The sequence below is a fragment of the Sandaracinobacteroides sayramensis genome, assembly GCF_022014495.1.
GTDB lineage: Bacteria > Pseudomonadota > Alphaproteobacteria > Sphingomonadales > Sphingomonadaceae > Sandaracinobacteroides > Sandaracinobacteroides sayramense.
In genome coordinates, this window is sequence record NZ_JAKLSQ010000012.1 from 1 (window position 1) to 23,849 (window position 23,849).

The following is a 23,849-nucleotide window of genomic DNA, read 5'->3' on the forward strand; positions in this document are numbered from 1 at the left end:
GACCCCGGGTCAAGCCCGGGGTGACGGGGTGGTGGGTTTGGTGCTTGAACGGGTTGGTTGGGTTGGCGCATTTTTGAGGATCGGGGGTGCAGGGGCGTCACGCCCCTGCTGGGTCCAGGGCAAAGCCCTGGCCGCCGGAGGCNCCTGACAGGGGGAGGGGCTTTTTTGCTTACAGGAGGCGGGGCCCCAGTTCGGCTACTATCCGGGTGTAGAGGTCGCGCTTGAAGGGGACGATCAGGGTGGCGAGCTGGTTCAGGCTGGCCCATTGCCATGCCTTGAATTCGGCGTGGCCGGCCGCTTCGTGGGCGAGCAGGTTCACGTCGGCGTCGGTGCCGTGGAAGCGCAGGGCATACCATTTCTGCCGCTGGCCCCGGTAGCGGCCCTTCCAGATCTTGCCGAGCAGGTCGTCGGGCAGGTCGTAGCTCAGCCAGTCCGGCGTTTCGGCGATGAGCGAGGTGTATTTCGCGAGGACTCCGGTTTCCTCCTCCAGTTCGCGCAGCGCGGCGGTGTAGGGGTCTTCGCCGGGGTCTATGCCGCCTTGCGGCATCTGCCAGGCCTCGACGGTGGAGTCGAAGCGCTGGCCGACGAAGATGCGGTTGTCGGCGTTGACGAGCATGACGCCGACGCCGGCGCGGTAGGGCAGGCTTTCCCGGAGGCTGGAATTCACGCGAGGAGGGCTTTCAGATCGGCGACCTGGGCTTCCAGGTCCGTTTGGGCGGAGGGGATGGCCTGACGGAGCTGGGCGGAGCCATGCACCTGGCCGGCGGCTTCACGGAAGACGACTCGGTTGCCGGCGGCGATCAGCTTGCCGGCATAGGCGCGGCCCTGGTCGCGCAGCGGATCGAGGCCGCAGGTGAAGACGAGGGCGGGCGGCAGCTCCGCCCAGTCGTCCGAGAGGATGGGGGAGGCGTTGGGGTGGGTGGCGTCGGCGGCGTAATGGTTGCCGAACCAGAGCATGGAGGCGGCGGTCAGCAGATAGCCTTCGGCGAATTCGACCATCGAGCCTTCGGCGGCCGCCATGTCGACCCCGGGGTAGATCAGCCATTGCGCGGCGACCGGGGTTTCGCGGCGGAGCGCCCGGGCGGCGATGGCGGAGAGGTTGCCGCCGGCCGAATCGCCGGCGAAGATCAGCCGGGAGACGGGGAAGCCGAGCTCCGCCGGGGAGCCGGCGATCCAGCGCGCGGCGGCGAGCGCATCGTCGACCGCCGCCGGCCAGGGGGCTTCGGGGGCGAGGCGATAGTCTATGGCGACGGTGGGGAAGCCGGTGAGCTTCGCGATTTCGGCGGCGAGGCTGTTGTGGGTCTGCAGGTCTCCGATCACCCAGCCGCCGCCGTGGAAGAAGACGATGGCGGTGCCGTCCGCCACCGGATCGGCGGGGCGGTAGCTGCGGGCGCGGATGGCGCCGGCCGGGCCGGGGATGGAAAGGTCCGTCTGGATCACGTCGGCCGGCGCCGGGCGTTCGGCGATGGAGCCCATCTGCTGATACATGGCGCGGGCCGTTGCCGGGTCCACCTCGTGCATCTGCGGCCCTTCCACCGCCGCCAGCATGGTGAGCAGCTGCTTCACATCTTCGCGCACGAACGGCATATCCATCTCTCCCCTGTTGTCAGCTTTGGAATTGTTCCATGACGATCCGGTCGTCCAGCGCATAATCCGGATCGAACAGCAGTTCGAGGCGGCGGCTGAGGTCGGACCGGATCCGGACATGGGCGATGTTGCGCACCTCCACCTGGTCGGCGACGGCGCTGACGGGGCGGCGCTCCGCCTCCAGCACGCGGAATTCGACGACGGAGCGGTTGTTGACGAGCGCCCCCTTCCAGCGGCGGGGGCGGAAAGGGCTGAGCGCCGTCAGCGCCAGCAGGTCGCAGTCGAGCGGGAGGATCGGGCCGCCGGCCGAGAGATTGTAGGCGGTGGAGCCGCCGGGGGTGGAAACGAGCACGCCGTCGCAGGCGAGCTCCTCCAGCCGGACCTTGCCGTCTATGGCGATTTCGATCTTCGCCGCCTGCCGGGTCTCGCGCAGCAGCGAGACTTCGTTGATGGCGGGCGAGACCACCACCTGCCCGTCGATCGTCGTCGCCTCCATGGTGAGGGGGGAGAGGAAGAAGCTCTTCGCCTGCGCGACGCGGGTTGCGAGATCGTCGGCGCTGTAGTCGTTCATCAGGAAGCCGACCGTGCCCCGGTTCATGCCGAACACCGGCTTGGGCGAGGAGGAGTTCAGCACGCGGTGCAGGACGGCGAGCATGAAGCCGTCTCCGCCCAATGCCACCACCGCGTCCGCCTCGCGGCGGCCGACGAAGCTGTGGGTGGCGCGCAGCTCCGCCTCCGCCAGCCGCGCCTGCGGCGTGTCGGAGACGACGAGGCCCAGTTTCAGGGCCTCGGGCTGGGGGAGATGCGCCGTCATGCCGGCCTAGATAGGGGCTGCGGCGCGGGGGACAAAGCCGCAAATGTTCAGGGGTCGCGTGCACGCGCGGCGCGGATGCGTTAAGGCGGCCGGCGCCCATGCCGGGCATGAGAGGACAGGAACATGCAGATCGCGGTGCTGACGTTCGACGGATTCAACGAGCTGGACTCGTTCGTCGCCGCCGCAATCCTGAACCGGCTGAAGGGCAAGGGGTGGGCGGCGCACATCACCTCGCCCGAGCCGGAGGTGACTTCGATGAACGGGGTGAGCGTGCGCCGGCAGAAGCCGCTGGAGTTCGCGGCGGAGGCGGACGCGGTGCTGATCGGCAGCGGAATCCGCACCCGCGACTTCGCCGCCGATTCGGCGCTGCTGGCGCGAATCCGGCTGGACCCGGCGCGGCAGCTGATCGGCGCGCAATGTTCGGGCACGCTGCTGCTGGCGAAGCTGGGGCTGATCGGCGAGCTGCCGGCCTGCACCGACCTGACGACCAAGCCCTGGGTGTTGGAAGCCGGGGTGCGGGTGATCGACGCCCCCTTCGTGGCGCACGGCAATGTGGCGACGGCGGGCGGCTGCCTCGCCGCGCAATATCTGGCGAGCTGGATGATCGCGCGCGGGGCTTCGCTGCGGGATGCGGAGGAGGCGATGCATTATGTGGCGCCGGTGGGCGAGAAAAGCGCCTATGTGGAGCGGGCGCTTGCCGTGGTGCGGCCGTTCCTGCCGGGATCGGAGAGCCTCGCGGCCTGAGAGCGGCGCTCATAGTGCTGTCACAATTCCCCTGCTATTGTGAGGCCCATGCCGAACGCCATCCGCCCCATGCCCGTCCAGCCCGCCGAACCTTCGCCCGTGCTCGGGCCGGAGCGCTATCTGAACCGCGAGCTTTCGTGGCTGGCGTTCAACACCCGGGTGCTGGAAGAAGCCATGAACCCGGCGCACCCGCTGCTGGAGCGGCTGCGCTTCCTCTCCATCTCGGGCAACAATCTCGACGAGTTCATGATGGTGCGGGTGGCCGGCCTGCGCGGGCAGGTGGACGAGGGGATCGAGACGCTTTCCCCCGACGGACTGGCGCCGGCGCAGCAACTCGCGCGAATCGCGGAAGCCGCCGACGCGCTGATGCGCGAGCAGCAGCAGAGCTTCGGCATCCTGAGCAAGGCGCTGCTGAGCGCCGATTTCGCCATCCTGAACAGCGACGAGCTGACCAAGGCCGAGAGCGAGTGGCTGGAGCGGCATTTCCTGAGCCAGATCTTCCCGGTGCTGACGCCGCAGGCGATCGACCCGGCGCACCCCTTCCCCTTCATCCCGAACAAGGGTTTCAGCCTGGTGTTCGAGATGCGGCGGCTGGCCGACCGCGAGAAGGTGATGGCGCTGCTGATGCTGCCGCCGATGCTGCCGCGATTCGTGCGGCTGCCGGGCGCATCCGCCCGCTATGTCGCGCTGGAGCAGGTGCTGACCCGCTTCTTCGCGCTGATCTTCCCCGGCTATGAGGAATTGGGACAGGGCGCCTTCCGCATCATCCGCGACAGCGACATCGAAATGGAGGAAGAGGCCGAGGATCTCGTCCGCTTCTACCAGAGCGCCATCAAGCGCCGCCGGCGCGGGCAGGTGATCCGCCTGAAGATCGAGGAGCGCACGCCGCGCGCGCTGAAGTCGATGGTGCGCCAGGCGCTGGCCGTCGACCCGCGCGACGTGACCGAGGTGGAAGGCATATTGGGCATCGCCGACCTGTCGCAACTGGTGGACGAGGACCGGCCGGACCTGAAGTTCGAGCCCTACACCGCCCGCTTCCCCGAGCGCATCCGCGAGCATGGCGGCGACTGCTTCGCCGCCATCAGCGCCAAGGACATCATCGTCCACCACCCTTACGAATCGTTCGACGTGGTGCTGGCCTTCCTGCGGCAGGCCGCCGCCGACCCGGACGTGGTGGCGATCAAGCAGACGCTCTACCGCACTGGCAAGAACAGCCCCATCGTCCGCGCGCTGATCGACGCGGCGGAGGCCGGCAAGTCCGTCACCGCCATCGTCGAGCTGAAGGCGCGCTTCGACGAGGAGCAGAACCTGACCTGGGCCGCCGCGCTGGAACGCGCCGGCGTGCAGGTGGTCTATGGCTTCATCGAGTGGAAGACCCACGCCAAGGTCTCCATGGTGGTGCGTCGCGAGGCCAATGAGCTGAAGACCTATCTGCACCTCGGCACCGGCAATTACCATCCGGTCACCGCGCGCATCTACACCGACCTCTCCTTCTTCACCGCCGACCCCGACCTGGCGCGCGACGCGGCGCAGGTGTTCAACTACATCACCGGCTATGTCGAGCCGCAGCATCTGAAATATGTGGCGATGAGCCCGCTGAACCTGCGCGCCACGCTGATGCAGGGGATCGACGCCGAGATCGAGCACGCCCGCGCCGGCCGGCCGGCCGCCGTCTGGGCGAAGATGAACTCGCTGGTGGACCCGCTCATCATCGAGAAGCTCTACGACGCCTCCGAAGCCGGCGTCGAGGTGGATCTGGTGATCCGCGGCATCTGCTGCCTGCGCCCCGGCGTGCCCGGCCTTTCGGAGAATATCCGCGTCCGCTCCGTCGTCGGCCGCTTCCTGGAGCACAGCCGAATCGTCGCCTTCGGCAACGGCCACGCCCTGCCCTCGCGGCAGGCGAAGATCTACATCACCTCCGCCGACTGGATGCCGCGCAACTTCGACCGCCGGGTCGAGCTGCTGGTGCCGCTGACCAACCCCACCGTCCACGCGCAGGTGCTGGACCAGGTGATGGTCGCCAACCTGAAGGACGACGAGCAAAGCTGGGAAATGCAACCCGACGGCCGCTACCAGCGCCTGACGCCGGGCAATCCCAGCTTCAACCTCCACCGCTACTTCATGACCAACCCCAGCCTCTCCGGCCGGGGCCAGGCCCTGAACAGCGGCGACACGCCCAAGCTGCTGGTCGGCTGAGGGGAAGGCGCCAGGGGGCTTTGCCCCCTGGACCCCCAGCAGGAGGGTGACCCTCCTGCACCTCCATAAGTTTGCAGAAGAGCCCCCCGGGACCGACAGCTGTGCACGCACGTCGGCTTTCGGGGGGCTCTTCTGCAAACTTAAAGGGGGTCAAGGGGCGTCACGCCCCTTGTGGGGTGCAGGGGCAAAGCCCCTGCGTTCTCCCCTCAGCAGCCCGGCGCCTTCTGGCGGCGTTGGGTGCACCAGCCGTGGGCGCAGGCGGGGGCTTTGTCTTCGGGGGTTGCGGGTTGGCCTTCCGGGGTGGTCCAGCGGATTCCGCTTTGCGTGCAGATGGGGATCAGGCTGCTGGCGAGCGCGGGCTGGGTGGCGTTCATCAGCGCCAGCAGCAGCAGCGCCGGGAGGGTTTCGCGGATCATTCCGGGCCGTCCTCCTCGTCGGTGAGGATGCGGTGGGCGGCGCCGTCCAGATCGTCATACTGGCCGCTGCGGACGCTCCAGAGGAAGGCGGCAAGGCCGCCGAGGCCGAGCATCAGCGCGACCGGCAGGAGGATGAAGAGATTATTCATGCGCGCACCTCATTCCGGGGCCTTCAGGCGCAGGGCGTTGCCGACGACGATGATCGAGGAAAGCGACATGGCGATGGCGGCGATGAGCGGGGTGACGAAGCCGGCGACGGCGATGGGCACGGCGAAGACATTGTAGACGATGGCGGTGGCGAGATTCTGCCGGATCTGCCGGTCGGCGCGGCGGGCGGTTTCCAGCGCCTGCGGCACCGCCATCAGGCTGTCGGAAAGGAAGAGGATGTCGGCGGCGGTCTGCCCGGCGTCGGACGCGGAGGCCGGCGCGATGGAGGCGTGGCCGGCGGCGAGCATGGGGGCGTCGTTCAGGCCGTCGCCAACGACCAGCAGCTTGCGGCCTTCGGCGGCGAGCGCGTCGATGGCGGCGAGCTTGCCCTGCGGCGTCTGGCGGGCGGAATAATGCTCGACGCCAAGCGAGCGGGCGGCGGCGGCTACGGCCTCCTCCCGGTCGCCCGAGAGGATGCGGACCTCCAGGCCGGCGGCGCGCAGCCGGTCGAGCGCGGCGCGGGCGTCCGGGCGCAGCGGATCGGTGAAGGGGATGCGCACCGGCGGGGCGTCGCCCCGGCGGAAGGCCAGTTCGAGCTGGTCGGCGGCGGCTAGGCTTTCGGCGCCTTCGCCGGCTTCGGCGCCCGCCCAGTCGAGGCGGCCGAGGCGCAGGCGCTCGCCGGCCCAATCGGCTTCGAGGCCGAGGCCGGGCAGTTCGCGGACTTCGGCGATGGCGGTGGGGGTGACACCCTCGGCCCTGGCGGCGGCGATGAGGGCGCGCGAGAGCGGGTGATGGCTTCTGGCGGCGAGGCCGGCGGCGAGCGCCAGATCGCCCCGGCCGAGCGGCAATTGCCCGGCGGGAACGGGGCGGCCGAGCGTGAGCGTGCCCGTCTTGTCGAACACCGCCGTGTCGCAGGCGGCGAGGCGTTCGAGCGCGCTTCCGTCCTTCACCAGCAGGCCGCGCTTCATCAGCACGCTGGCGGCGCGCACCTGCACGGCGGGCACCGCGAGGCCCAGCGCGCAGGGGCAGGTGATGATGAGGACGGCGATGGCGATGATGATCGACTGGTGCCAGCCGGCGCCGGCCAGCAGCCAGCCGATGGCGGCGACGAGCGCGGTGAGGTGCACGGCGGGCGCGTAGAAGCGGGCGGCGCGGTCGGCGATGCGGGTGTAGCGGGCGCGGCCCTGCTCCGCCGTTTCCATGAGGCGGACGACTTCGGCGAGGAAGCTCTGCTCGCCGACGCGGCTGGCCTTCATGGCTATGGGCGCGTCGAGGTTGAGCGTGCCGGCCAGCAGCTCGCCGCCCGGCGCCACGGGTTCGGGCAGGCTTTCGCCGGTGACGAGGCTGCGGTCGATCGCGGAGGCGCCTTCCAGCACGGTGCCGTCCACGGGCACGCGCTCGCCGGCGGCGACGAGGATGGTCATGCCCGGGGCGACCGCTTCGATGGGGCGGTATTCGGTGCCGCCGTCCGGCGCGCGGACGAGGGCGCCGCGCGCGGACTGCTTCAGCAGGGTTGCGACGCCGGCCCGGGCGCGGTCGCGCATGAGGCTGTCGAGATAGCGGCCGATCAGCAGGAAGAAGAGCAGCGTCGTCACGCCGTCGAAATAGGCGTGCGGGCCGCTGTTGAAGGTTTCGTAGAGGCTCATCGCCGTCGCCAGCAGGACGCCGATGGAGATCGGCACGTCCATGTTGGTGCGGCCGTGCTTCAGCGCCCCCCAGGCCGAGGCGAAGAAGGGCTGGCCGGCATAGGCGACGGTCGGCAGCGCGATGCCGGCGGAGATGAGGTGGAAGAGATCGCGCGTGGCGCCGTCCGCCCCGGACCAGACCGAGACGGAGAGCAGCATGATGTTCATCGCCGCGAAGCCGGCGACCGCCATCGACTTCAGGAGCCGGCGCGAGGCCGGGTCGGGCGCGCCGGCGGCGGCGTCGGAAGCGGCGAAGGGGCGGGCTTCGAAGCCGATAGTCTCCACCGCCTGCACGATGTCCGGCGCGGAGAGCTTCTCCGGCTCCCACTCGGCGGAGAGGCGGCGGGTGGTGAAATTGACCCGGGCGTGGGTGATGCCCGGAAGCGCCCGCACCGCCCCTTCCACCTTGCGGATGCAGCCGGCGCAGTGGATTCCGGGCACATGCAGGTCCAGCCGGCGGCGGCCGGCCTGCGCTTCGGTCACGAAGAGGTCGAGGCTGCCGGCGGACGGCGGGGCCGGGGAATGCGCGGCTGGCGCCGGGGGAGCGAGCGTCGCCACGGTCAGCCTTCGCCGGTCAGCCGGGTTTTCAGATAATAGGGCTGCCCGCCGCGGTTCAGGCGGATTTCGGCGATCCATTGCCCGCGCGGCAGCGGGCCGGCGGCGTAGCGGCCGTCGCCCATCTCTTCGAGCGCCAGCGTCCGCGCCGGTTCGGCGCCGAGCGGGTGGGTGACCGTCACCTCGCCGGTGAGGCCGGTGAGCGGCTTTTGCAGCGCGCTGGCGGCGTCGACGACGATCAGCCCTTTTTCGGCGCGGGCCTCCACCGTCCACCCCAGCGCCTTCTGGGCGCGGCCGGCTTCCAGCCACTGGTTGAAATTCTGGCTGGCGACATAGCTGTTCTCCACCACCATCCCGGGGTGGCTGCGGGTGGCGAGCACCGCGAGCGTCAGGTTGACGGCGATGACGATCGTGAAGCCGCCGCCGATCACCATCAGCGCGTGCCGGCCGGTGAAGCCGCCGTTCAGACGCTTGCTGGCCACTGTCATCTCCTCAACGTGCCGGCGCGGTGAAGCGCGCCGTTTTCATCAGATCCCCGTCTCCGTCCACGGCCTGCACCTCGAACCGGATTTCGGACTGTTCCGCCTCGATCGACCTTAAGGGCACTCGCACCTGAAGGCGGTAGCTGTCCACCCCGTCCGCGCGCACGGGGAGCCGCAAGCTCTTCGCCGGCTCCTCGCCCGTCACCGGGTTGGAGAGGAGGGCGCCTTCGAGGCCGGAGACCGAGAGCTGGAATTCGCGCGGGCGGCCCTGCTTGTTCAGCAGCTTCACCGTGTAGCTGTTGCGGATGTCGCCGTCGGACAATTGCACATAGATGGGGTTGCGCTCCTGCAGGATGGAGATGTCCATCTGCGAGCGGCCGGCGAGCAGCACCAGCATGAAGATGCCGATCGCCGCCCAGACGGCGAAATAGACGAGGGCGCGCGGGCGCAGCAGCGTCTTCCACATCGGCTCCAGCGGCTGGCCCTTCGATTCCGCCTCGTCCCGCTTCAGCGTGGTGTAGCCGATGAGGTCCGGCGCGCGGCCGAGCTTCGCCATCACATCGTTGCAGGCGTCGATGCAGAGCGCGCAGGTGATGCATTCGAGCTGCGGGCCGTTGCGGATGTCGATTCCGGTCGGGCAGACGTTGACGCAGGCCATGCAGTCCACGCAGTCGCCGAAGCTGTCGGGCTGGGCCAGCTTCGCCTTGGCGCTGCCGCGCTGCTCGCCGCGCCAGCCCTTGTAGGTGACGATGAAGCTGTCCTCGTCCAGCATGGCGGACTGGATTCGCGGCCAGGGGCACATGTAGGTGCAGACCTGCTCGCGCATCAGCCCGGCCAGCGACCAGGTGGTGAAGGTGAGGAGCGCGATCGAGCCATAGGCGACGAAGGGGGCGCTGCCGTCCAGCAACTGCTTCAGGAGCGTCGGCGCGTCGGCGAAATAGAAGACCCAGGCGCCGCCGGTGACGACGGCGATCAGCAGCCAGACGGCGTGCTTGGAAAAGCGCTTGGCGAACTTCCCGGCGCTCATCGGCGCGGCGTCGAGGCGCATGCGGGCGTTGCGGTCGCCTTCGATCCAGCGCTCGACCTGCATGTAGAGGTCGGTCCAGACGGTCTGCGGGCAGGCGTAGCCGCACCAGGCGCGGCCGACCGTGGTGGTGATGAGGAAAAGGCCCAGCCCCGCCATGATGAGGAGGCCGGCGACATAATAGAATTCCTGCGGCCAGATCTCGATCGGGCCGAAGTAGAAGCGGCGGTTGGCGAGGTCGACGAGCACCGCCTGGTCGGGGGAGAATTCCCCCCGGTCCCAGCGCAGCCAGGGGGTGATGTAATAGACGCCCAGCGTGAGGAAGAGGACGATCCACTTGAAGCGGCGGAAGGGGCCTTCCACCGACTTTGGATGCACCTTCACCCGCTTCTTGTAGAGGCTGCCGTCGCCGGCGGGCGGCGGCGGGGCCGCCGGCGCCGGTTTCAGCAGGGTCTTGCCGGGCATCTCGTTCACTCCCGCCGCCCCTTACTCGCCGCCGCCCAGGCTGTGGACATAGGCGGTGAGCTTGCGGATGGTCGCATCGGAGAGGCGGCCCTTCCACGAAGGCATCACGCCGGCATGGGCATAGAAGACCGTGTTGTGGATGGAAGCCCGATCGCCGCCGTAGAGCCAGATGGCGTCGGTGAGGTTGGGCGAGCCGAACTCGCGCATGCCCTTGCCGTCGGCGCCGTGGCAGCTGGCGCATTGCTGCTCGAAGACCGGGGCGCCGCGCGCGGCCAGCGCCCTGTCATGCTCCTGCCCGGAAATGGCGAGCACATATTCGGTGACCGAGGCGATCTCGGCGGGCTGCAGCAGCCCGTCCTTGCCGAAGGCCGGCATCACCGACTGGTGGGTCTCGTCGTCGCCCGGCTGGCGGATGCCGTGCTGGATGGTGCGGTAGATGGAGGCATAGTCGCCGCCCCACATCCAGTCGTCGTCGTTGAGATTAGGGTAGCCGGTGCTGCCCGCGGCGCCCGAGCCATGGCATTGCACGCAATGCACCTTGAAGGCCGAGCGCCCGCCTTCGATGGCGGCCTGCAGCAGCTTCGGATCCTTGCCCAGATCCTCGATGGCGATGGCCTCTATGCCCTTCAGCGCGGCGTCGCGCTGCGCGTCGAGCGCCTGCATCTGCTGCTCCACATCGGCGCGGCTGGAGTAGCCGAGCGTCCCTTGCGTGTTGCCGCCGGGGAGCGGAATGGCCGGGTAGAGCACCACCCAGACGGCGGCGAAGACGATGGTGGCGTAGAAGATCCACAGCCACCAGCGCGGCAGCGGGTTGTTCAGTTCCTGGATTCCGTCCCACTCGTGCCCCGTGGTTCCGGGACCTGCGTTTCCGGGGCCGGACGGATGGGCGTTTTGCTGCGTGTCGATCTTGCTCATTGCTCGGCCTCATCGTCCCGGAACGGGATCATGCGTGCGTCGTCCTGGGCTTTTCGGGAGCCGGGGCGGAAGGTCCAGCCGACCACCCCCACCAGGAACAGCACCATGGAGAGCAGCCCCCAGCTGTCGGCGAAGGTGCGGAGTTGCTGATAATCCATGCCAGTCCTCCTCAGCGCCGGTTTTCGGCCGGTACATAGCTGTCGAAGTCGACCAGCGTTCCCAGCATCTGCAGATAGGCGACCAGCGCGTCCATTTCGGTCAGCCGGTCGGGGTTGCCGTCGAAGTCGCGCACCTGCACCCTGGGGTAGCGGCTTTCGAGCTCGCTCGGGTCGCCCATGGGGTCGGCCTGCGCCTTGAGATCCTTCAGCGCATTCTCGATATGCGCGTCGGTGTAGGGCACGCCGACGGCGCGGTTGGCCTTCAGATGCGCGGCGGCGTCGCGCATGTCGAGGTCGCGGGTCTTCAGGAAGGCGTAGGAGGGCATGATCGATTCCGGCACCACCTTGGTGGGGGCCATCAGGTGCTGGACGTGCCACTCGTCCGAATAGCGGCCGCCGACGCGGGCGAGGTCGGGCCCCGTGCGCTTCGAGCCCCATTGGAAGGGGTGATCGTACATGCTTTCGGCGGCGAGACTGTAGTGGCCGTAGCGCTCCGCCTCGTCGCGAAAAGGCCGGATCATCTGCGAGTGGCAGGTGTAGCAGCCCTCGCGGATGTAGATGTTGCGCCCGGCCAGCTCGAGCGGCGTGTAGGGGCGCACCCCTTCCACCTTCTCGATGGTGTTCTCCAGGAAGAAGAGCGGCACCATCTGCACCAGGCCGCCGATCATCACCACGATCAGCGTCAGGACCGCGAGAATGGTGACGTTGCGCTCGACCTTTCCATGATTCTCGAAAATCATGCGTGTCGCTCCTATTCGGCGGGTTGGGCGAGAGCGCCGGCGGGGCGGGGCTCAAGCGGCCTGTCGGCCGAAGGGTTGTAGGGTTGGCCGGCGTCGAGCGGGGCCTCGTCGCGCAGCCGGCCCTTCGCCGTCATCCAGACGTTCCAGGCCATCAGCAGCGCGCCGACGAGGTAGAGAACCCCGCCCAGCCAGCGGATGATGTAATAGGGGTGCATCGCCGCCACGACTTCCGCGAAGGAATAGACGAGATAGCCCTCGGCGTTGAATTCCCGCCACATGAGCCCCTGCATGATGCCGGCCACCCACATGGAGGCGGCGTAGAGGACGATGCCCCCCATCGCCAGCCAGAAGTGCCAGTTGATCATGCGCAGCGAATACATCCGTTCCGCGCCGAACAGGCGGGGCGTCAGGAAGTAGACGCAGGCGAAGGTGATCATGCCGTTCCACCCGAGCGCGCCGGAATGGACGTGGCCGATGGTCCAGTCGGTGTAGTGCGAAAGCCCGTTCACCGAGCGGATCGACATCACCGGGCCTTCGAAGGTGGCCATGCCGTAGAAGGCGAGCGCCGCCACGAACATGCGGATGATGGGATCGGTGCGGATCTTGTCCCACGCGCCGTCCAGCGTCATCAGGCCGTTGATCATGCCGCCCCAGCTCGGCATCCACAGCATCACCGAGAAGACCATGCCCAGCGTCTGCGCCCAGTCCGGCAGGGCGGTGAAGTGCAGATGGTGCGGGCCGGCCCAGATGTAGAGGAAGATCAGCGACCAGAAGTGGACGATGGACAGCCGGTAGGAATAGACCGGCTTCCCGGCCTGCTTCGGCACGAAATAATACATCATGCCGAGGAAGCCCGCGGTGAGGAAGAAGCCGACGGCGTTGTGGCCATACCACCATTGCGTCAGCGCATCCTGCACCCCGGACCAGACGATGTAGCTCTTGGGGCCGAAGCCGGCCGGCACCGCCAGATTGTTGACGATGTGCAGCATGGCGATGGTGATGATGAAGGCGAGATAGAACCAGTTGGCGACATAGATGTGCGGCTCGCGCCGCTTCACGATGGTGCCGACATAGACCAGGAAATAGGCCACCCAGACGATGGTGAGCCAGAGGTCCACATACCATTCCGGCTCGGCATATTCCTTGGACTGGGTGATGCCCAGCAGATAGCCGGTCGCCGCCAGCACGATGAAGAGCTGATAGCCCCAGAAGACGAACCAGGAGAGGCCCGGCGCGAAAAGCTGCGTGCGGCAGGTGCGCTGCACCACCCAGAAGGAGGTGGCGATGAGCGCGTTGCCGCCGAAGGCGAAGATGACCGCCGAGGTGTGGAGCGGCCTCAGGCGCCCGAAGCTCGTCCATTCGAGGCCGAGGTTCAGCACCGGCCAGGCGAGCTGGGCGGCGATGACGACTCCGACCAGAAGCCCGGCGATGCCCCAGAACACCGTGGCGATGACCCCTGCCTTGATCACTCCGTCATAATAGCCGCCGTCGGTCTTTTCCGGGACGACCCAGCCGTCGCGCTCCGTCGGTTTCACCCGGCCGAGCGTCGTCAGCGCCGCGAGGATGCAGGCGATGAGGATGATCACCCCGTGGATCGCGAACCCCGCCGACGTGGCGGTGGCGATCATGAAAAGCGACATTATCCCGAAGACGAGATAGGCCCCGGCTGAAAAAAAGGCTGTCATGACATTGGCCCCGGTCCTGAAATAGCTATTGGCCCGGTAGATCCGGGCGTGCTTGCGCCTTTTGGCGCGGGAAGCCATGGCAAAGCCTTGATCCCGGTCAAATCACAGTTTCGTGAAGCGGGAGGTGGAGGGGCGGGGTGGGTGAAGGGGCGGGCGGCAAAAGCGCGCACCCGGGCAATTTTGCCGGCGGCTGAAGGGCCGCGCTGCCTTTTGCCGCCGGCGGGTTTTTCCGGATGTGGCGGGTGGCGGGCTGCGCCCGCGTCGCCCCGGGCTTGACCCGGGGTGACGCAGTGGTGGTGGGGGGCTGGTTGTGGCCGGGTGTGGCCGGTCAGCTCGCCGGGCTCAGGCCGCCGCCGAGCGCGGCGTAGAGCGCCGCGAGATTCGACAGCTCCAGCCGCCGGAGCGAGAGCAGCGCCTGCTCGGCGGTGAAGAGGTTGCGCTCGGCGTCCAGCACTTCGAGATAGTTGGCGACGCCTTCCCTGTAGCGGATCTGCGCCAGCCGGGCGATCTCGCGCTGCGCTTCGGTGGCGCGCTGCTGCGCCTCCACCTCCTCGGCGAGGTAGCGGCGGCCGGCGAGCGCGTCCGCCACTTCGCGGAAAGCCTCCTGCACCGTCTTTTCATAGGTGGCGACGGCGATGTCGGTGCGGGCGACCGCCACGTCGACATTGCCCTTGCGCCGGCCCCAGTCGAACAGCGGGACAGAGATGGAGGGGCCGAAGCTCCAGTTGAAGCCGTCGTTGTGGAAGAGACTGTCGAGATCGCCCGAGGCATAGCCGAGGCTGCCGGTGAGGGCGATCTGCGGGAAGAAGGCGGCGCGGGCCGCCCCCACATTGGCGCGGGCGGCGCGCAACTGCTCTTCCGCCGCGAGGATGTCCGGCCGGGCTTCGAGCAGGCCCGACGGCAGGCCTTCCGCCAGCGCATGGTCCGGCTTCTGCCCGGCGAGCGGCAGCGGCCGCGGCAGGGTTTCCGGGATCGGGCCGCCCACCAGCACCACCAGCAGATTATGCGCTTCCGATCGGGCGAGCTTCAGCGCCGCCAGTTCGGTTTCCGCCTGCGTCAGCAGCGATTGCGCCTGCCGATAGTCGAGCGCGGAGGTGACCCCGGCGTCGAGCCGCTGCCCGGCGATCCGCACGCCTTCGTTGCGGCTCTTGACGGTCGCTTCGGCGAGCGCGAGGCGCTCGTCCGTCTCGCGCTCCTGCCAATAGGCGGTGGCGATCGAGCGGACCATGGCGAGGCGCGCCGAACGGTCGCCGGCCTCGGTCGCCAGATACTGGCTGCGCGCGGCTTCCGAGAGGTTGCGCACCCGGCCCCAGAAATCCAGCTCGAAGCCCGGAACCGTCACGCCGACCGCCTGGCGCGAGCCGGTGATCGCGCCCTGCCCGCCCGCATCGTCCGACGCGGTGCGGCTGCGGGCGTAGCTGCCCTGGGCGGCGAGGCCCGGAAGCTGGTCGGCGCGCTGGATGCCGTAGAGGCCGCGCGCCTCCGCGATGCGGGCGGTGGAGACGGCGAGGTCGCGGTTATGTTCCAGCCCCAGGGCGATGAGCGCCTTCAGCCGGTCGTCCGGGAAATAGTCGGCGTAGCCGATGGAGGTGGCGGCGACTCCGCCCGCGGCGGCCGGTTCCCGCCAGCCGCTTTCCACCGCCGCGACCGGGCGGACATGCTTGGGCGCCAGGCTGCACCCGGCCAGCAGCGTGCCGGCCAGCAGCGCCGCGAGGAGGGAAGCGTTACTGCGCATCGGGGCCTCCATCGCGCGGATTGGACTTGCCGGGCTGTCCGTCGTCGGGGCGTTCGCCCTCCGCCGGGGGATGCGCGCCGGGCGCGGGCCATTCCGTGTTCAGCCACTCGGCGGTGGTGACCGGCACGGTGTCGACATGCGGCTCGTGCACGGGCTTGTCCTTGTTCAGCCAGTGGCGGATCGAGAGGTAGAAGAGCGGCGTGAAGAAGATGCCGAGCAGCGTCGCCGCCAGCATGCCGCCGATCACCCCGGTGCCGACCGCGACGCGGCTGGCGGCGCCGGCCCCGGAGGCGATGAACAGCGGGATCATGCCGCCGATGAAGGCGAGCGAGGTCATGATGATCGGCCGCAGGCGCAGCTTCACGGCGTTCAGCGTCGCTTCCAGCGGCGACTTGCCCGCATCCTCTTCCTCGATGGCGAATTCCACGATCAGGATGGCGTTCTTGGCGGCAAGGCCGATGATGGCGATGAGGCCGACGTTGAAATAGACGTCCGCCGAGAGGCCGCGCGCCATCGTCAGCAGCACCGCGCCCAGCACGCCGAGCGGCACCACCAGCAGCACGGCGACCGGGATCGACCAGCTTTCGTAAAGCGCCGCCAGCAGCAGGAAGACGATCAGGAACGACAGCCCCAGAAGCGCGCCGATCTGGCCGCCGGCCTGCTGTTCCTCGAAGCTGGTGCCCGTCCATTCGTAGGAGAAGCCTTCGGGAAGGCTTTGCGCCAGCCGCTCCATTTCCGCCATGGCGTCGCCCGACGCCTTGCCGGGCGCCGCCGAGCCGGAAATGGTCATCGCCGGATAGCCGTTGTAGCGGTCGAGCTGCTGTGGCCCCGTCACCCACTCGACGGTGGTGAAGCTGCCGAAGGGCACCATTTCCCCGGACGCGTTGCGCACCTTCAGCGCCAGCACGTCGCGCGGGGTCATGCGGAACGGCGCCTCCGCCTGCAGCATGACGCGCAGGATGCGGCCATCGTAGGTGAAGTCGTTGGCATAGGCCGAGCCGAAGGCGATCGCCAGCGTGCCGTTCACGTCGCCGATCGAGAGGCCGAGCGCTCGGGCCTTCACCCGGTCGATGGTGACCTTCAGCTGCGGCGCATTCTCCTGCCCCTCCGGGCGGACGCCCATCAGCACCGGGCTTTGCGCGGCGGCGCCGAGCAGCTGGTTGCGCGCGCCCAGCAGCGCGTCCGGCCCCATGCCGCCCACGTCCTTCAGCTTGAAGGCGAAGCCGCTGGAATTGCCCAGTTCCGGGATGGCCGGCGGGCTGAGCGCGAACACCATCGCCTGCTTGATTCCGAAGAAGGCCATATTGGCCTGCTCCATCAGGGTGAGGGCGTTGCTGGCCTTGCCGGAGCGCTCGCCCCATGGCGTGAGCGTCGAGAAGACCATGCCATTGGCCTGGCCCTGGCCGAAGAAGCTGAAGCCGCGCACCACCACCTGGCTCTGCACTTCCGGCATTTGCGCGAAATGCTCGCTCACCTGACGGATCGCCTCGTCCGTGCGGCCGACGGTGGCGCCCGCCGGCGCCTGGATGGCGGTGAAGAGCACGCCCTGGTCCTCGTTCGGGAGGAAGCCGCCGGGCAGCCGGGTGAAGAGGAAGCCGGTCAGGCCGACCATCAGCAGGAAGACGAGCAGCCAGCGCAGCGACTTGCCCAGCATCTTGCCGACGACACCCTGATAGCCGTGCGTCACCCGTTCGAACCAGCGGTTGAACTTGCCGAAGAAGCGTTCGGGCAGGCTTTGCGTCTCTCCTTCGGCCTTCGGCTTGTGCGGCTTCAGGAAGGTGGCGCAAAGCGCGGGCGTGAGCGAGAGGGCGAGCAGCGCCGAAAAGCCGATGGAGACGATGAGCGTGACGGCGAACTGGCGGTAGATGCCGCCGGTGGAGCCGGGGAAGAAGCTCATCGGCACGAACACCGCCATCAGCACCAGCGTGATGCCGACGATGGCCGAGGTAATCTGCCCCATCGCCTTGATGGTCGCCTCCCTCGGCGGCAGATGCTCCTCCGCCATGATCCGCTCGACATTCTCGATGACGACGATGGCGTCGTCGACGAGGATGCCGATCGCCAGCACCATGGCGAAGAGCGAGAGCACGTTGATGGTGAAGCCCATCAGGAACAGGCCCATGCAGGCGCCCGCCAGCGCGATCGGCACGATGATGGTGGGGATGAGGGTGGCGCGCCAGTTCTGCAGGAACAGGAACATCACCAGGAACACCAGCAGCATGGCTTCGGCGAGCGTGCGCACCACTTCGCCGATGGAGGCGGAGATGAAGGGCGTGGTGTCGTAGGGGACGGACCAGGCGATGTCCTGCGGGAAGCTTTTCTCCAGCTCCGCCATGCGGGCGCGGACGCCTTCGGCGGTGTTGATGGCATTCGCCCCGGTCGTGGTCTGGACCGCCATCACCGCGACGGGCTTGCCGTTGAGTTCGGCGGACGCGGCATAGGAGAGCGCGCCCAGCTCCACCCGCGCCACGTCGCCCAGCGTCACCGTCGAGCCGTCGGTGTTGGCGCGCAGGATGATTCGGCGGAACTGCTCGGGGGTGTTGAAGCGCCCCTGGGTGACGATGGCCGCGTTCAGTTCGGTGCCGCCCGCGAGCGGCAGGTCGCCGAGCTGGCCGCCGGGGCTCTGGCTGTTCTGCTCCTGCACGGCGGCGAGCGCCTCGGCCGAGGACATGCGGAACGAGGCGAGGCGTTCCGGATCGAGCCAGACGCGCATCGCATAAGGCGAGGAGAAGAGCTGCACATCGCCGACGCCGTTCACGCGGCGCAGTTCGTCGACCACGCGCGAGGAGGCGAAATTGCCCAGTTCCTGATCGGCGGTGGCCCCGGTCTTCGAGCTGATGGCGATGAGGAGAAGGAAGCCGGAATTGGCCTGCCGGACCGGAATGCCCTGGCGGCGCACTTCCTCGGGCAGACGCTGCTCGACCAGCGTCAGCCGGTTCTGCACGTTCATCTGCGCGATGTCGATGTCGGTGCCGCTCTCGAAGGTGGCGGTGATCGTCGACTGGCCGTTCGAGCTGGAACTGCCCGACATGTAGAGCAGGCCCTCGACTCCGTTCAGCTCCTGCTCGATCACCTGCGTCACCGTCTGCTCGACGGTGGCGGCGTCGGCGCCCGGATAGGTGGCGGTGATGGTGAGCGAAGGCGGCGCGACGCTGGGATATTGCTCGATGGGGAGCGACATCAGCGCCAGCAGGCCGCCGAGCGAGATCAGCAGCGCCACGACCCAGGCGAAGACCGGGCGGTCGATGAAGAAACGGGGACCCATTTACTTGGCCTTGGCCGCCGGGGCCGCCCCCTGTGGCGCCGGGTCCGGCGCCGTCGGGCCGCCCGGCGCGGGCGCCGATTCGACGACCTGCACCGGCTGGCCCGGCTGCACCTTCTGCAGGCCGGCGGTGATCACCCGGTCTCCGGGCTTCAGGCCGCCGGTGACCACCCAATTCTCGCCCCGGAGGTCGCCGAGGCCGACCGGCCGGGCTTCGGCCAGATTCTCGGCGTTGACGACGATGACGATGCCGCCCTGCGGGCCGACGTTGACGGCGCGCTGCGGCACCAGGATCGCGTCGTTGCGGGTGCCGGCGAAGATGCGGGCGCGCACGAACTGGCCGGGCAGCAGCAGGCCGCCGGGGTTGGGGAATTCGGCGCGCAGCGCGACCGAGCCGGTCGACTCGTCCAGCGTCGGGGCGAGGAAGTCGATGCGGCCGCTCTGGCTGAAGCGGCTGCCGTCCTCCAGCTCGAGTTCCACCTGCACGCGCTGCAGCGAGGGCAGGTGGAGCTTGCCGGACTGGATGTCCCGCCGGATCGCCAGCACGTCGGAGCTGGCCTGCGAGAAGTTCACATAGACCGGGCTCACCTGCTCGATCACCGTCAGCAGCGTGCCTTCGCCGGCCGAGACCAGCGCCCCTTCGGTGACGAGGGCGCGGCCGGTGCGGCCGGAAATCGGCGCCGTCACCGTGGAATAGCCGAGGTTCAGCCGGGCGCTCGCCACCTGGGCGCGGGCCTGGAGCACATCGGCCTCCGCCGTGTTCAGCCGGGCGACCGCGGTGTCATACTCCTGCTTGGAGATGGCCTGGTCCTTCAGCAGCGGGCGGTAGCGCTCCACATCCTGCCGGGCGTTGGCGGCGCCGGCCTCGGCGCGCTGCAGGGTCGCCTGCACGGCGGCGAGGCTCGCCTGAAGCTCGCGCGGGTCGATCGAGAAGAGCGGCTGGCCGGCGCGGACGTCGCTGCCCTCGCGGAACAGCAGCTCGCCGACGATCCCGGTCACCCGGGCGCGGACTTCGGCGGTGCGCACCGCCTGCACCCGGCCCGGAAGCTCGATCACATTGGCGATCGGCTCGGTGCGGACGACCACCACTTCCACCTGCGGCGGCGGCATCGCCGGCGGCTGTTCCTGGGCGCAGCCGGCCAGCAGAAGCGGCACAAAAGCGGCTGCAACGATCTTCCCGCGCCAAAACGATACCATCTGGGTACTCTTTTCGCTCAACATGCTGCGGCGCATCAACCAGCCCCCTTTCGCTGTCAAGTGAGTCGCACTCAGATTCTTACGGAAACCTATCTATTTGCCATGGTTGACTTCGGCTCATCGCTTTTCGCTTGCCAGCCGCGACATCAGGATGGCGGCGCGCTTCGCCTGCTTCCACAGGCTGGAAATCCGGATACGCTCCGAGTCGGTGTGGTCTCCGGCGCCGGCCGCGCCGAGGCCCACCAGCCCGTCCACGTCCGCCGCGACGAAACCGATATCCCCGGCGCCGCGCCGCAGCGGATCGAGCTCGGCCATTTCCGGCAGCCCCAGGTCGCGGTTGACGGCGTTCAGCGCCCCCAGCAGCGCGCGGTTGCCGGCTGTCGGCGCCATCGGCGGATAGCCTTCGTTGAAATGGATTTCCGCCGTGGTGCCGGGGCTGTTGCGGGCGACGATCGCCTGCATCTTCGCCCGCACGCGCTGCGTCTGCTCGTTCGAAAGCGTGCGGAAATCGCCTTGCGCCACGGCGACGGCCGGGACGATGTTGGATTTGCCGCTGGCGACGCCGCGCGTGCCTTCCGCCTGCAGCTCGGCGGTGGTGCCTCCGGCCAGCAGGCCGATGTTGAAGGTGAGGCTGGGCTCCGGCAGCTCGGTGCGGAAGGCGGCGATGATCCGCGCCATTTCGAAGATGGCGCCGTCGCCCACATGTTCGCGGAAGATGCCGCTGGAATGGGCGCCCTTCCCCGTCGTGCGCAACTCCCAGGTGTTGGACGAGCGGCGGGCGATCGAGCCCATGTCGGCGCCGTCCTGCTGCGCCAGCCCTTCGAAATCCAGCGCCACGTCGGAGCGCCTGCCGGCTTCCACCAGCCCGGCGCGGGCGAGGCTGCGCGGGGCGCCCGCGTCCTCCTCGTCCCCCGTCAGCCAGACTTCGATGGCCGCGTCCTTCAGCGTGCCGGCCGCCTGCATCGCCTGCAGCGCCGCCAGGATCACCAGCACCCCGCCCTTGTTGTCGCCCACCCCAGGGCCGCGCGCCACATCGCCTTCCATCGAGAAACGCTGGAAGGGGCTGTCGGGTTCGAACACCGTGTCCAGATGCCCGATCAGCAGCAGGCGCTTGCCGCCCCTGCTTCCCGCCTTCGTGGCGACGAGATGCCCGGCGCGGCCGGTTTCCGGCATCGGAATCCAGCGCACCTCCATCCCCAGCGCCTCGAATTCCGGACGCAGCATCCGCGCCACCTTCTCTACCCCCTCCAGATTGAGCGTGCCGCTGTTCTGGTTCACCATCCGTTCGAGAAGGGCGAGGTTGCGCGCCTTTCCGGCCTCCACCGCCGCTGTCATCTTCTCCTCCGCGGGCGAAAGCGCGGCGAGCGCGGGGGCGGCGATGGCGAAAGCCAGAAAGGCGATGGCGGAGCGGAACGCGGGCATGACGCGGATGCTATGCAGAGACAGGCGCCGGCGCAACCGCGACGCTGGAGCGATTGACGTTTTGATTGGAGCAAAACAGCCGCTCCGGTTCCTTGTTTGTCCGCATGGGTTCCCGCTTCTTTTCCTCGCCGGCGGGAAAGCTGGACCCCGGGTGAAGCCCGGGGTGACGAAGGGAACAGGAGTCCCCAATCTATATCTGCGCCGTGCCCGAGGCGTCCGTCGGCGGCGGGCCGAGATCGTGCGGGTCGGACTCGGCCAGGCCTGGAAGCGAGTGCGTCTCCCGCTCGATCATCCGCTGCACCAGCGGCCGGTCCGGGCCGATGTGGAGCGCCAGGATCTGCTCGATGTTCGCGGCGTCCGCCTGGGTGCGGCGCTGATTGTGGCGCAGATAGTCGAGCCAGGTGGCGACATGGTAGCGCTCGATCCACAATTCCCTGTCGTTGAGGTCGCGCAGCAGCGTCCAGTGCCGGGCGCCGTCGCGCAGGCGGATCCGCCGGCGCTCGCCCATCACCGTCAGGAAGGCGGCGATGTCCGCCTCCCTTATCCTGTATTCGATGGTGATGACGATCGGGCCGCTGCGCGGCGTGACCGGCACGCTGGTCTCCGGCTCCCGCCAGCGGGCGAGCGGATCGAGATTCACTTCCTCCATCACCGGCAGCGGCAGGATGGTGCCCAGCAGGATTCCGCCGATCTGCAGCATGGCGGCGGCCACCAGCGCCGAGGCTATGCCCTGATGCTCGGCGAGCGAGCCGAAGATCCAGCTTCCGGCCGCCATGCCGCCGAAGGCGAACATCTGGTAGAGCGCCAGCGCCCGCGCCACCACCCAGCGCGGCGCCGCCAGCTGCACCGTGACGTTGAAGGTGGAGAGCGCGACGACCCAGCCCGCCCCCGCCAGCAGCAGGGCCGGAATGGTGGCGAAGAGATCGGGGCTGACGCCCGTGGTGGCGGCGCCGATGGCAAAGGCGGCCGACGCCAGGCGGACGATCTGCTCGGTGGTGAATTTCGCCCGCAGCCGCCGCACCAGCAGCGCCCCGCCGACCGCCCCCACCCCGAAGGCGCCCAGCAGCAGGCCATAGGTGAGCGGCCCGCCGGCGACGAGGTCGCGCGCGACGACCGGCATCAGCGCCGGCACGGCGCTGGCGCCGAGGCCGAACAGCAGCGCCCTCAGCAGCACCCGGCGGATGTTGGGCGACATGGCTACGTAGCGGACTCCGGACGCCATCGCCAGGTCGATGCGTTCGGGCGGGAGCTGGCGCGGCGGCCGGTTCGGCCGCCAGCGGGCCAGCACCCCGATCAGCACGACATAGGAGAGCGCGTTCACCAGGAAGGCCGCGGCCGCGCCGGCCGCCGCGACGATGGCGCCGCCGATCGCCGGGCCGAGGCTGCGGGCGATGTTGAAGCCCATGGAATTGAGGGCGATGGCCGAAGGCAGCGCCGGGCGTTCCACCATGTCGCCCACCGACGCCTGCCAGGCCGGGCCGTTCAGCGCCGTGCCGCAGCCGATCAGGAAGGTGAAGAGCAGCAGCGTTTCCGGGGTGAGCCATTTCGCCCAGGCGAAGGCGGCGAGCGTTATCGAGACGACGAGCATCATCGTCTGCGCGAAGAGCATGACCCGGCGCCGGTCCAGATTGTCGGCCAGCGCGCCGGCCAGCAGCGACAAGAGCAGGATCGGCAGGGCGACGGAGGCCTGCACCAGCGCCACCATCCGTTCGGACGCGGAAAGCGACAGCATCATCCACGAAGCGCCGACCGACTGGATCAGCCCGCCGAAGTTGGAGAAGAGCGTCGCCACCCAGATGGCGCGGAAGATCGGATAGGCCCAGGGCGAGGGGGACGGCATGGGCGGCGGCTCGTCCATCGGCGTGAGGGCCGGATCTGCCTGCTCGCGGGTCGCCATGCGCATGGATTGCGGCATGGCGCGGCAAAAGCCAAGCCGGTGCGGCCGGGCGCCGGCCGAAAAATCCCCGGGAAGGCGTAAGCAAAAAGGGCGGGGGTTTCAGGCCCCCGCCCCTTTCATTGGTTTTGAACGGCCCGGATCAGAGCAGTTCGAGGTTCACCGCGGCCTGCTTGCCGCGACGGTCGAGCTCCAGCTCGAACGTCACGCGCTGGTTTTCCGCGAGGTCGGTGAGACCGGCGCGTTCCACCGCCGAGATGTGGACGAAGGCGTCAGCGCCGCCATCGTCGCGGGCGATGAAGCCGAAGCCCTTCTGGCCGTTGAAGAATTTCACCGTGCCTTCGTAGCGGGTGCCGTCCGTCACCGGGGGCGGACGGTTGCCGAAGCCGCCACCCGTGCGCGGGCCGCGTTCGAAGCCGCCTTCGCGCGGCGGACGCGGGGCGCGTTCCTCCACTTCCAGCACATCGCCGATCACCTGCACGTCGGTCGCGGAAACGCGGCCGTTGCGGTCGGTCAAGGAGAATTCGATTTCCTGATTCTCGGCCACATTGGTGAGACCGGCGCGTTCCAGAGCGGAAATGTGCAGGAAGACGTCTTCGCCGCCATCGTCGCGGACGACGAAGCCGAAGCCCTTCTGGCTGTTGAAGAACTTCACCTTGCCGCGAGCCGTGCCGATCACGATCCCGGGGTTGCCGCCGAAGCCGCCGCCGCCGCCGCCGCCCGGAC

General features: G+C 68.8%; 20 protein-coding genes. 2 read left to right on the forward strand and 18 right to left on the reverse strand.

The genetic code is table 11. From position 1 onward, the window contains the following. Positions 1-169 precede the first annotated feature (169 nt). The 3 genes from L6Q21_RS10635 to L6Q21_RS10645 are packed head-to-tail and all read right to left on the reverse strand — an operon-like array spanning position 170 to position 2,401. Positions 170-667: an RNA pyrophosphohydrolase gene (locus L6Q21_RS10635; protein WP_336246240.1), complete on the reverse strand. Its 498-nt coding sequence runs from the start codon at positions 665-667 to the stop codon at positions 170-172. After that, entirely contained in the window at positions 664-1,593 is a 930-nt protein-coding gene (locus tag L6Q21_RS10640; protein WP_237830737.1) for an alpha/beta hydrolase, read from the reverse strand. Before L6Q21_RS10640 ends, L6Q21_RS10635 begins: the two co-directional genes overlap by 4 nt. 13 nt (positions 1,594-1,606) lie before the next feature. Beyond that, complete coding sequence (locus L6Q21_RS10645) at positions 1,607-2,401, reverse strand: NAD kinase (protein ID WP_237830738.1); 795 nt, start codon at positions 2,399-2,401, stop codon at positions 1,607-1,609. 123 nt (positions 2,402-2,524) lie between these two features. Here L6Q21_RS10645 and L6Q21_RS10650 point away from each other — a divergent pair, with 123 nt between their 5' ends. Together L6Q21_RS10650 and L6Q21_RS10655 are read left to right on the forward strand one after the other, a co-directional pair. Further along, complete coding sequence (locus tag L6Q21_RS10650) at positions 2,525-3,145, forward strand: DJ-1/PfpI family protein (protein ID WP_237830739.1); 621 nt, start codon at positions 2,525-2,527, stop codon at positions 3,143-3,145. 69 nt (positions 3,146-3,214) lie between these two features. After that, positions 3,215-5,341 (forward strand): RNA degradosome polyphosphate kinase, encoded by a 2,127-nt coding sequence (locus tag L6Q21_RS10655; protein WP_237830740.1) that lies wholly within the window; start codon positions 3,215-3,217, stop codon positions 5,339-5,341. 206 nt (positions 5,342-5,547) lie between these two features. Here the strand turns inward: L6Q21_RS10655 and L6Q21_RS10660 are convergent, their stop codons facing one another. The 15 genes from L6Q21_RS10660 to L6Q21_RS17985 all read right to left on the reverse strand — a co-directional run. Continuing rightward, positions 5,548-5,757, reverse strand: coding sequence for a hypothetical protein (locus L6Q21_RS10660; RefSeq protein ID WP_237830741.1), 210 nt, complete (start codon positions 5,755-5,757; stop codon positions 5,548-5,550). Continuing rightward, a complete protein-coding gene (gene ccoS / locus L6Q21_RS10665; protein ID WP_237830742.1) occupies positions 5,754-5,906 on the reverse strand; it encodes a cbb3-type cytochrome oxidase assembly protein CcoS in 153 nt (50 codons plus the stop codon). The genes L6Q21_RS10660 and ccoS overlap by 4 nt, the downstream gene beginning before the upstream one ends. Positions 5,907-5,915: 9 nt before the next feature. Continuing rightward, on the reverse strand, positions 5,916-8,072 hold the full coding sequence (locus tag L6Q21_RS10670) for a heavy metal translocating P-type ATPase (protein ID WP_418895823.1): 2,157 nt from the start codon (positions 8,070-8,072) through the stop codon (positions 5,916-5,918). A gap of 77 nt (positions 8,073-8,149) precedes the next feature. Beyond that, positions 8,150-8,626, reverse strand: coding sequence for a FixH family protein (locus L6Q21_RS10675; RefSeq protein ID WP_237830744.1), 477 nt, complete (start codon positions 8,624-8,626; stop codon positions 8,150-8,152). Between the two features lie 10 nt (positions 8,627-8,636). Beyond that, positions 8,637-10,115 (reverse strand): cytochrome c oxidase accessory protein CcoG, encoded by a 1,479-nt coding sequence (gene ccoG, locus L6Q21_RS10680; RefSeq protein ID WP_237830754.1) that lies wholly within the window; start codon positions 10,113-10,115, stop codon positions 8,637-8,639. A 21-nt stretch (positions 10,116-10,136) separates the two neighbouring features. Beyond that, positions 10,137-11,030: a cytochrome-c oxidase, cbb3-type subunit III gene (gene ccoP, locus L6Q21_RS10685; RefSeq protein ID WP_237830745.1), complete on the reverse strand. Its 894-nt coding sequence runs from the start codon at positions 11,028-11,030 to the stop codon at positions 10,137-10,139. Continuing rightward, positions 11,027-11,188 carry a cbb3-type cytochrome oxidase subunit 3 gene (locus tag L6Q21_RS10690; RefSeq protein ID WP_237830746.1) on the reverse strand — a complete coding sequence of 54 codons (162 nt, stop codon included), beginning with the start codon at positions 11,186-11,188 and terminating at the stop codon, positions 11,027-11,029. Before L6Q21_RS10690 ends, ccoP begins: the two co-directional genes overlap by 4 nt. 11 nt (positions 11,189-11,199) lie before the next feature. Further along, positions 11,200-11,928, reverse strand: a complete 729-nt coding sequence (ccoO, locus tag L6Q21_RS10695) for a cytochrome-c oxidase, cbb3-type subunit II (RefSeq protein ID WP_237830747.1) — start codon at positions 11,926-11,928, stop codon at positions 11,200-11,202. Between the two features lie 11 nt (positions 11,929-11,939). Continuing rightward, complete coding sequence (gene ccoN / locus L6Q21_RS10700; RefSeq protein WP_237830748.1) at positions 11,940-13,568, reverse strand: cytochrome-c oxidase, cbb3-type subunit I; 1,629 nt, start codon at positions 13,566-13,568, stop codon at positions 11,940-11,942. 373 nt (positions 13,569-13,941) lie between these two features. After that, positions 13,942-15,348, reverse strand: coding sequence for an efflux transporter outer membrane subunit (locus L6Q21_RS10705; RefSeq protein ID WP_237830749.1), 1,407 nt, complete (start codon positions 15,346-15,348; stop codon positions 13,942-13,944). Then, on the reverse strand, positions 15,338-18,613 hold the full coding sequence (locus tag L6Q21_RS10710; RefSeq protein WP_237830750.1) for an efflux RND transporter permease subunit: 3,276 nt from the start codon (positions 18,611-18,613) through the stop codon (positions 15,338-15,340). The genes L6Q21_RS10705 and L6Q21_RS10710 overlap by 11 nt, the downstream gene beginning before the upstream one ends. Further along, a complete protein-coding gene (locus L6Q21_RS10715; RefSeq protein ID WP_237830751.1) occupies positions 18,614-19,807 on the reverse strand; it encodes an efflux RND transporter periplasmic adaptor subunit in 1,194 nt (397 codons plus the stop codon). 117 nt (positions 19,808-19,924) lie between these two features. Further along, positions 19,925-21,229, reverse strand: a complete 1,305-nt coding sequence (locus L6Q21_RS10720) for a M20/M25/M40 family metallo-hydrolase (RefSeq protein WP_237830752.1) — start codon at positions 21,227-21,229, stop codon at positions 19,925-19,927. A 190-nt stretch (positions 21,230-21,419) separates the two neighbouring features. Beyond that, positions 21,420-23,144 (reverse strand): MFS transporter, encoded by a 1,725-nt coding sequence (locus L6Q21_RS10725; protein WP_418895822.1) that lies wholly within the window; start codon positions 23,142-23,144, stop codon positions 21,420-21,422. Between the two features lie 121 nt (positions 23,145-23,265). After that, positions 23,266-23,849, reverse strand: a 584-nt coding sequence (locus L6Q21_RS17985; RefSeq protein WP_255696846.1) for a cold-shock protein, incomplete at its 5' end; no start/stop codon positions are given.

What these genes read in the sequence shown, in the direction of transcription:
- ccoG (WP_237830754.1), bottom strand. Translation starts at nt 10,115, where the DNA reads ATGCCCGGCAAGACCCTGCTGAAACCGGCGCCGGCGGCCCCGCCGCCG.
- ccoO (WP_237830747.1), bottom strand. Translation starts at nt 11,928, where the DNA reads ATGATTTTCGAGAATCATGGAAAGGTCGAGCGCAACGTCACCATTCTC.
- L6Q21_RS10720 (WP_237830752.1), bottom strand. Translation starts at nt 21,229, where the DNA reads ATGCCCGCGTTCCGCTCCGCCATCGCCTTTCTGGCTTTCGCCATCGCC.
- ccoP (WP_237830745.1), bottom strand. Translation starts at nt 11,030, where the DNA reads ATGAGCAAGATCGACACGCAGCAAAACGCCCATCCGTCCGGCCCCGGA.
- L6Q21_RS10725 (WP_418895822.1), bottom strand. Translation starts at nt 23,144, where the DNA reads ATGCCGCAATCCATGCGCATGGCGACCCGCGAGCAGGCAGATCCGGCC.
- L6Q21_RS10710 (WP_237830750.1), bottom strand. Translation starts at nt 18,613, where the DNA reads ATGGGTCCCCGTTTCTTCATCGACCGCCCGGTCTTCGCCTGGGTCGTG.
- L6Q21_RS10645 (WP_237830738.1), bottom strand. Translation starts at nt 2,401, where the DNA reads ATGACGGCGCATCTCCCCCAGCCCGAGGCCCTGAAACTGGGCCTCGTC.
- ccoN (WP_237830748.1), bottom strand. Translation starts at nt 13,568, where the DNA reads ATGTCGCTTTTCATGATCGCCACCGCCACGTCGGCGGGGTTCGCGATC.
- L6Q21_RS10705 (WP_237830749.1), bottom strand. Translation starts at nt 15,348, where the DNA reads ATGCGCAGTAACGCTTCCCTCCTCGCGGCGCTGCTGGCCGGCACGCTG.
- ccoS (WP_237830742.1), bottom strand. Translation starts at nt 5,906, where the DNA reads ATGAATAATCTCTTCATCCTCCTGCCGGTCGCGCTGATGCTCGGCCTC.
- L6Q21_RS10690 (WP_237830746.1), bottom strand. Translation starts at nt 11,188, where the DNA reads ATGGATTATCAGCAACTCCGCACCTTCGCCGACAGCTGGGGGCTGCTC.
- L6Q21_RS10660 (WP_237830741.1), bottom strand. Translation starts at nt 5,757, where the DNA reads ATGATCCGCGAAACCCTCCCGGCGCTGCTGCTGCTGGCGCTGATGAAC.
- L6Q21_RS10650 (WP_237830739.1), top strand. Translation starts at nt 2,525, where the DNA reads ATGCAGATCGCGGTGCTGACGTTCGACGGATTCAACGAGCTGGACTCG.
- L6Q21_RS10715 (WP_237830751.1), bottom strand. Translation starts at nt 19,807, where the DNA reads ATGGTATCGTTTTGGCGCGGGAAGATCGTTGCAGCCGCTTTTGTGCCG.
- L6Q21_RS10655 (WP_237830740.1), top strand. Translation starts at nt 3,215, where the DNA reads ATGCCCGTCCAGCCCGCCGAACCTTCGCCCGTGCTCGGGCCGGAGCGC.
- L6Q21_RS10640 (WP_237830737.1), bottom strand. Translation starts at nt 1,593, where the DNA reads ATGGATATGCCGTTCGTGCGCGAAGATGTGAAGCAGCTGCTCACCATG.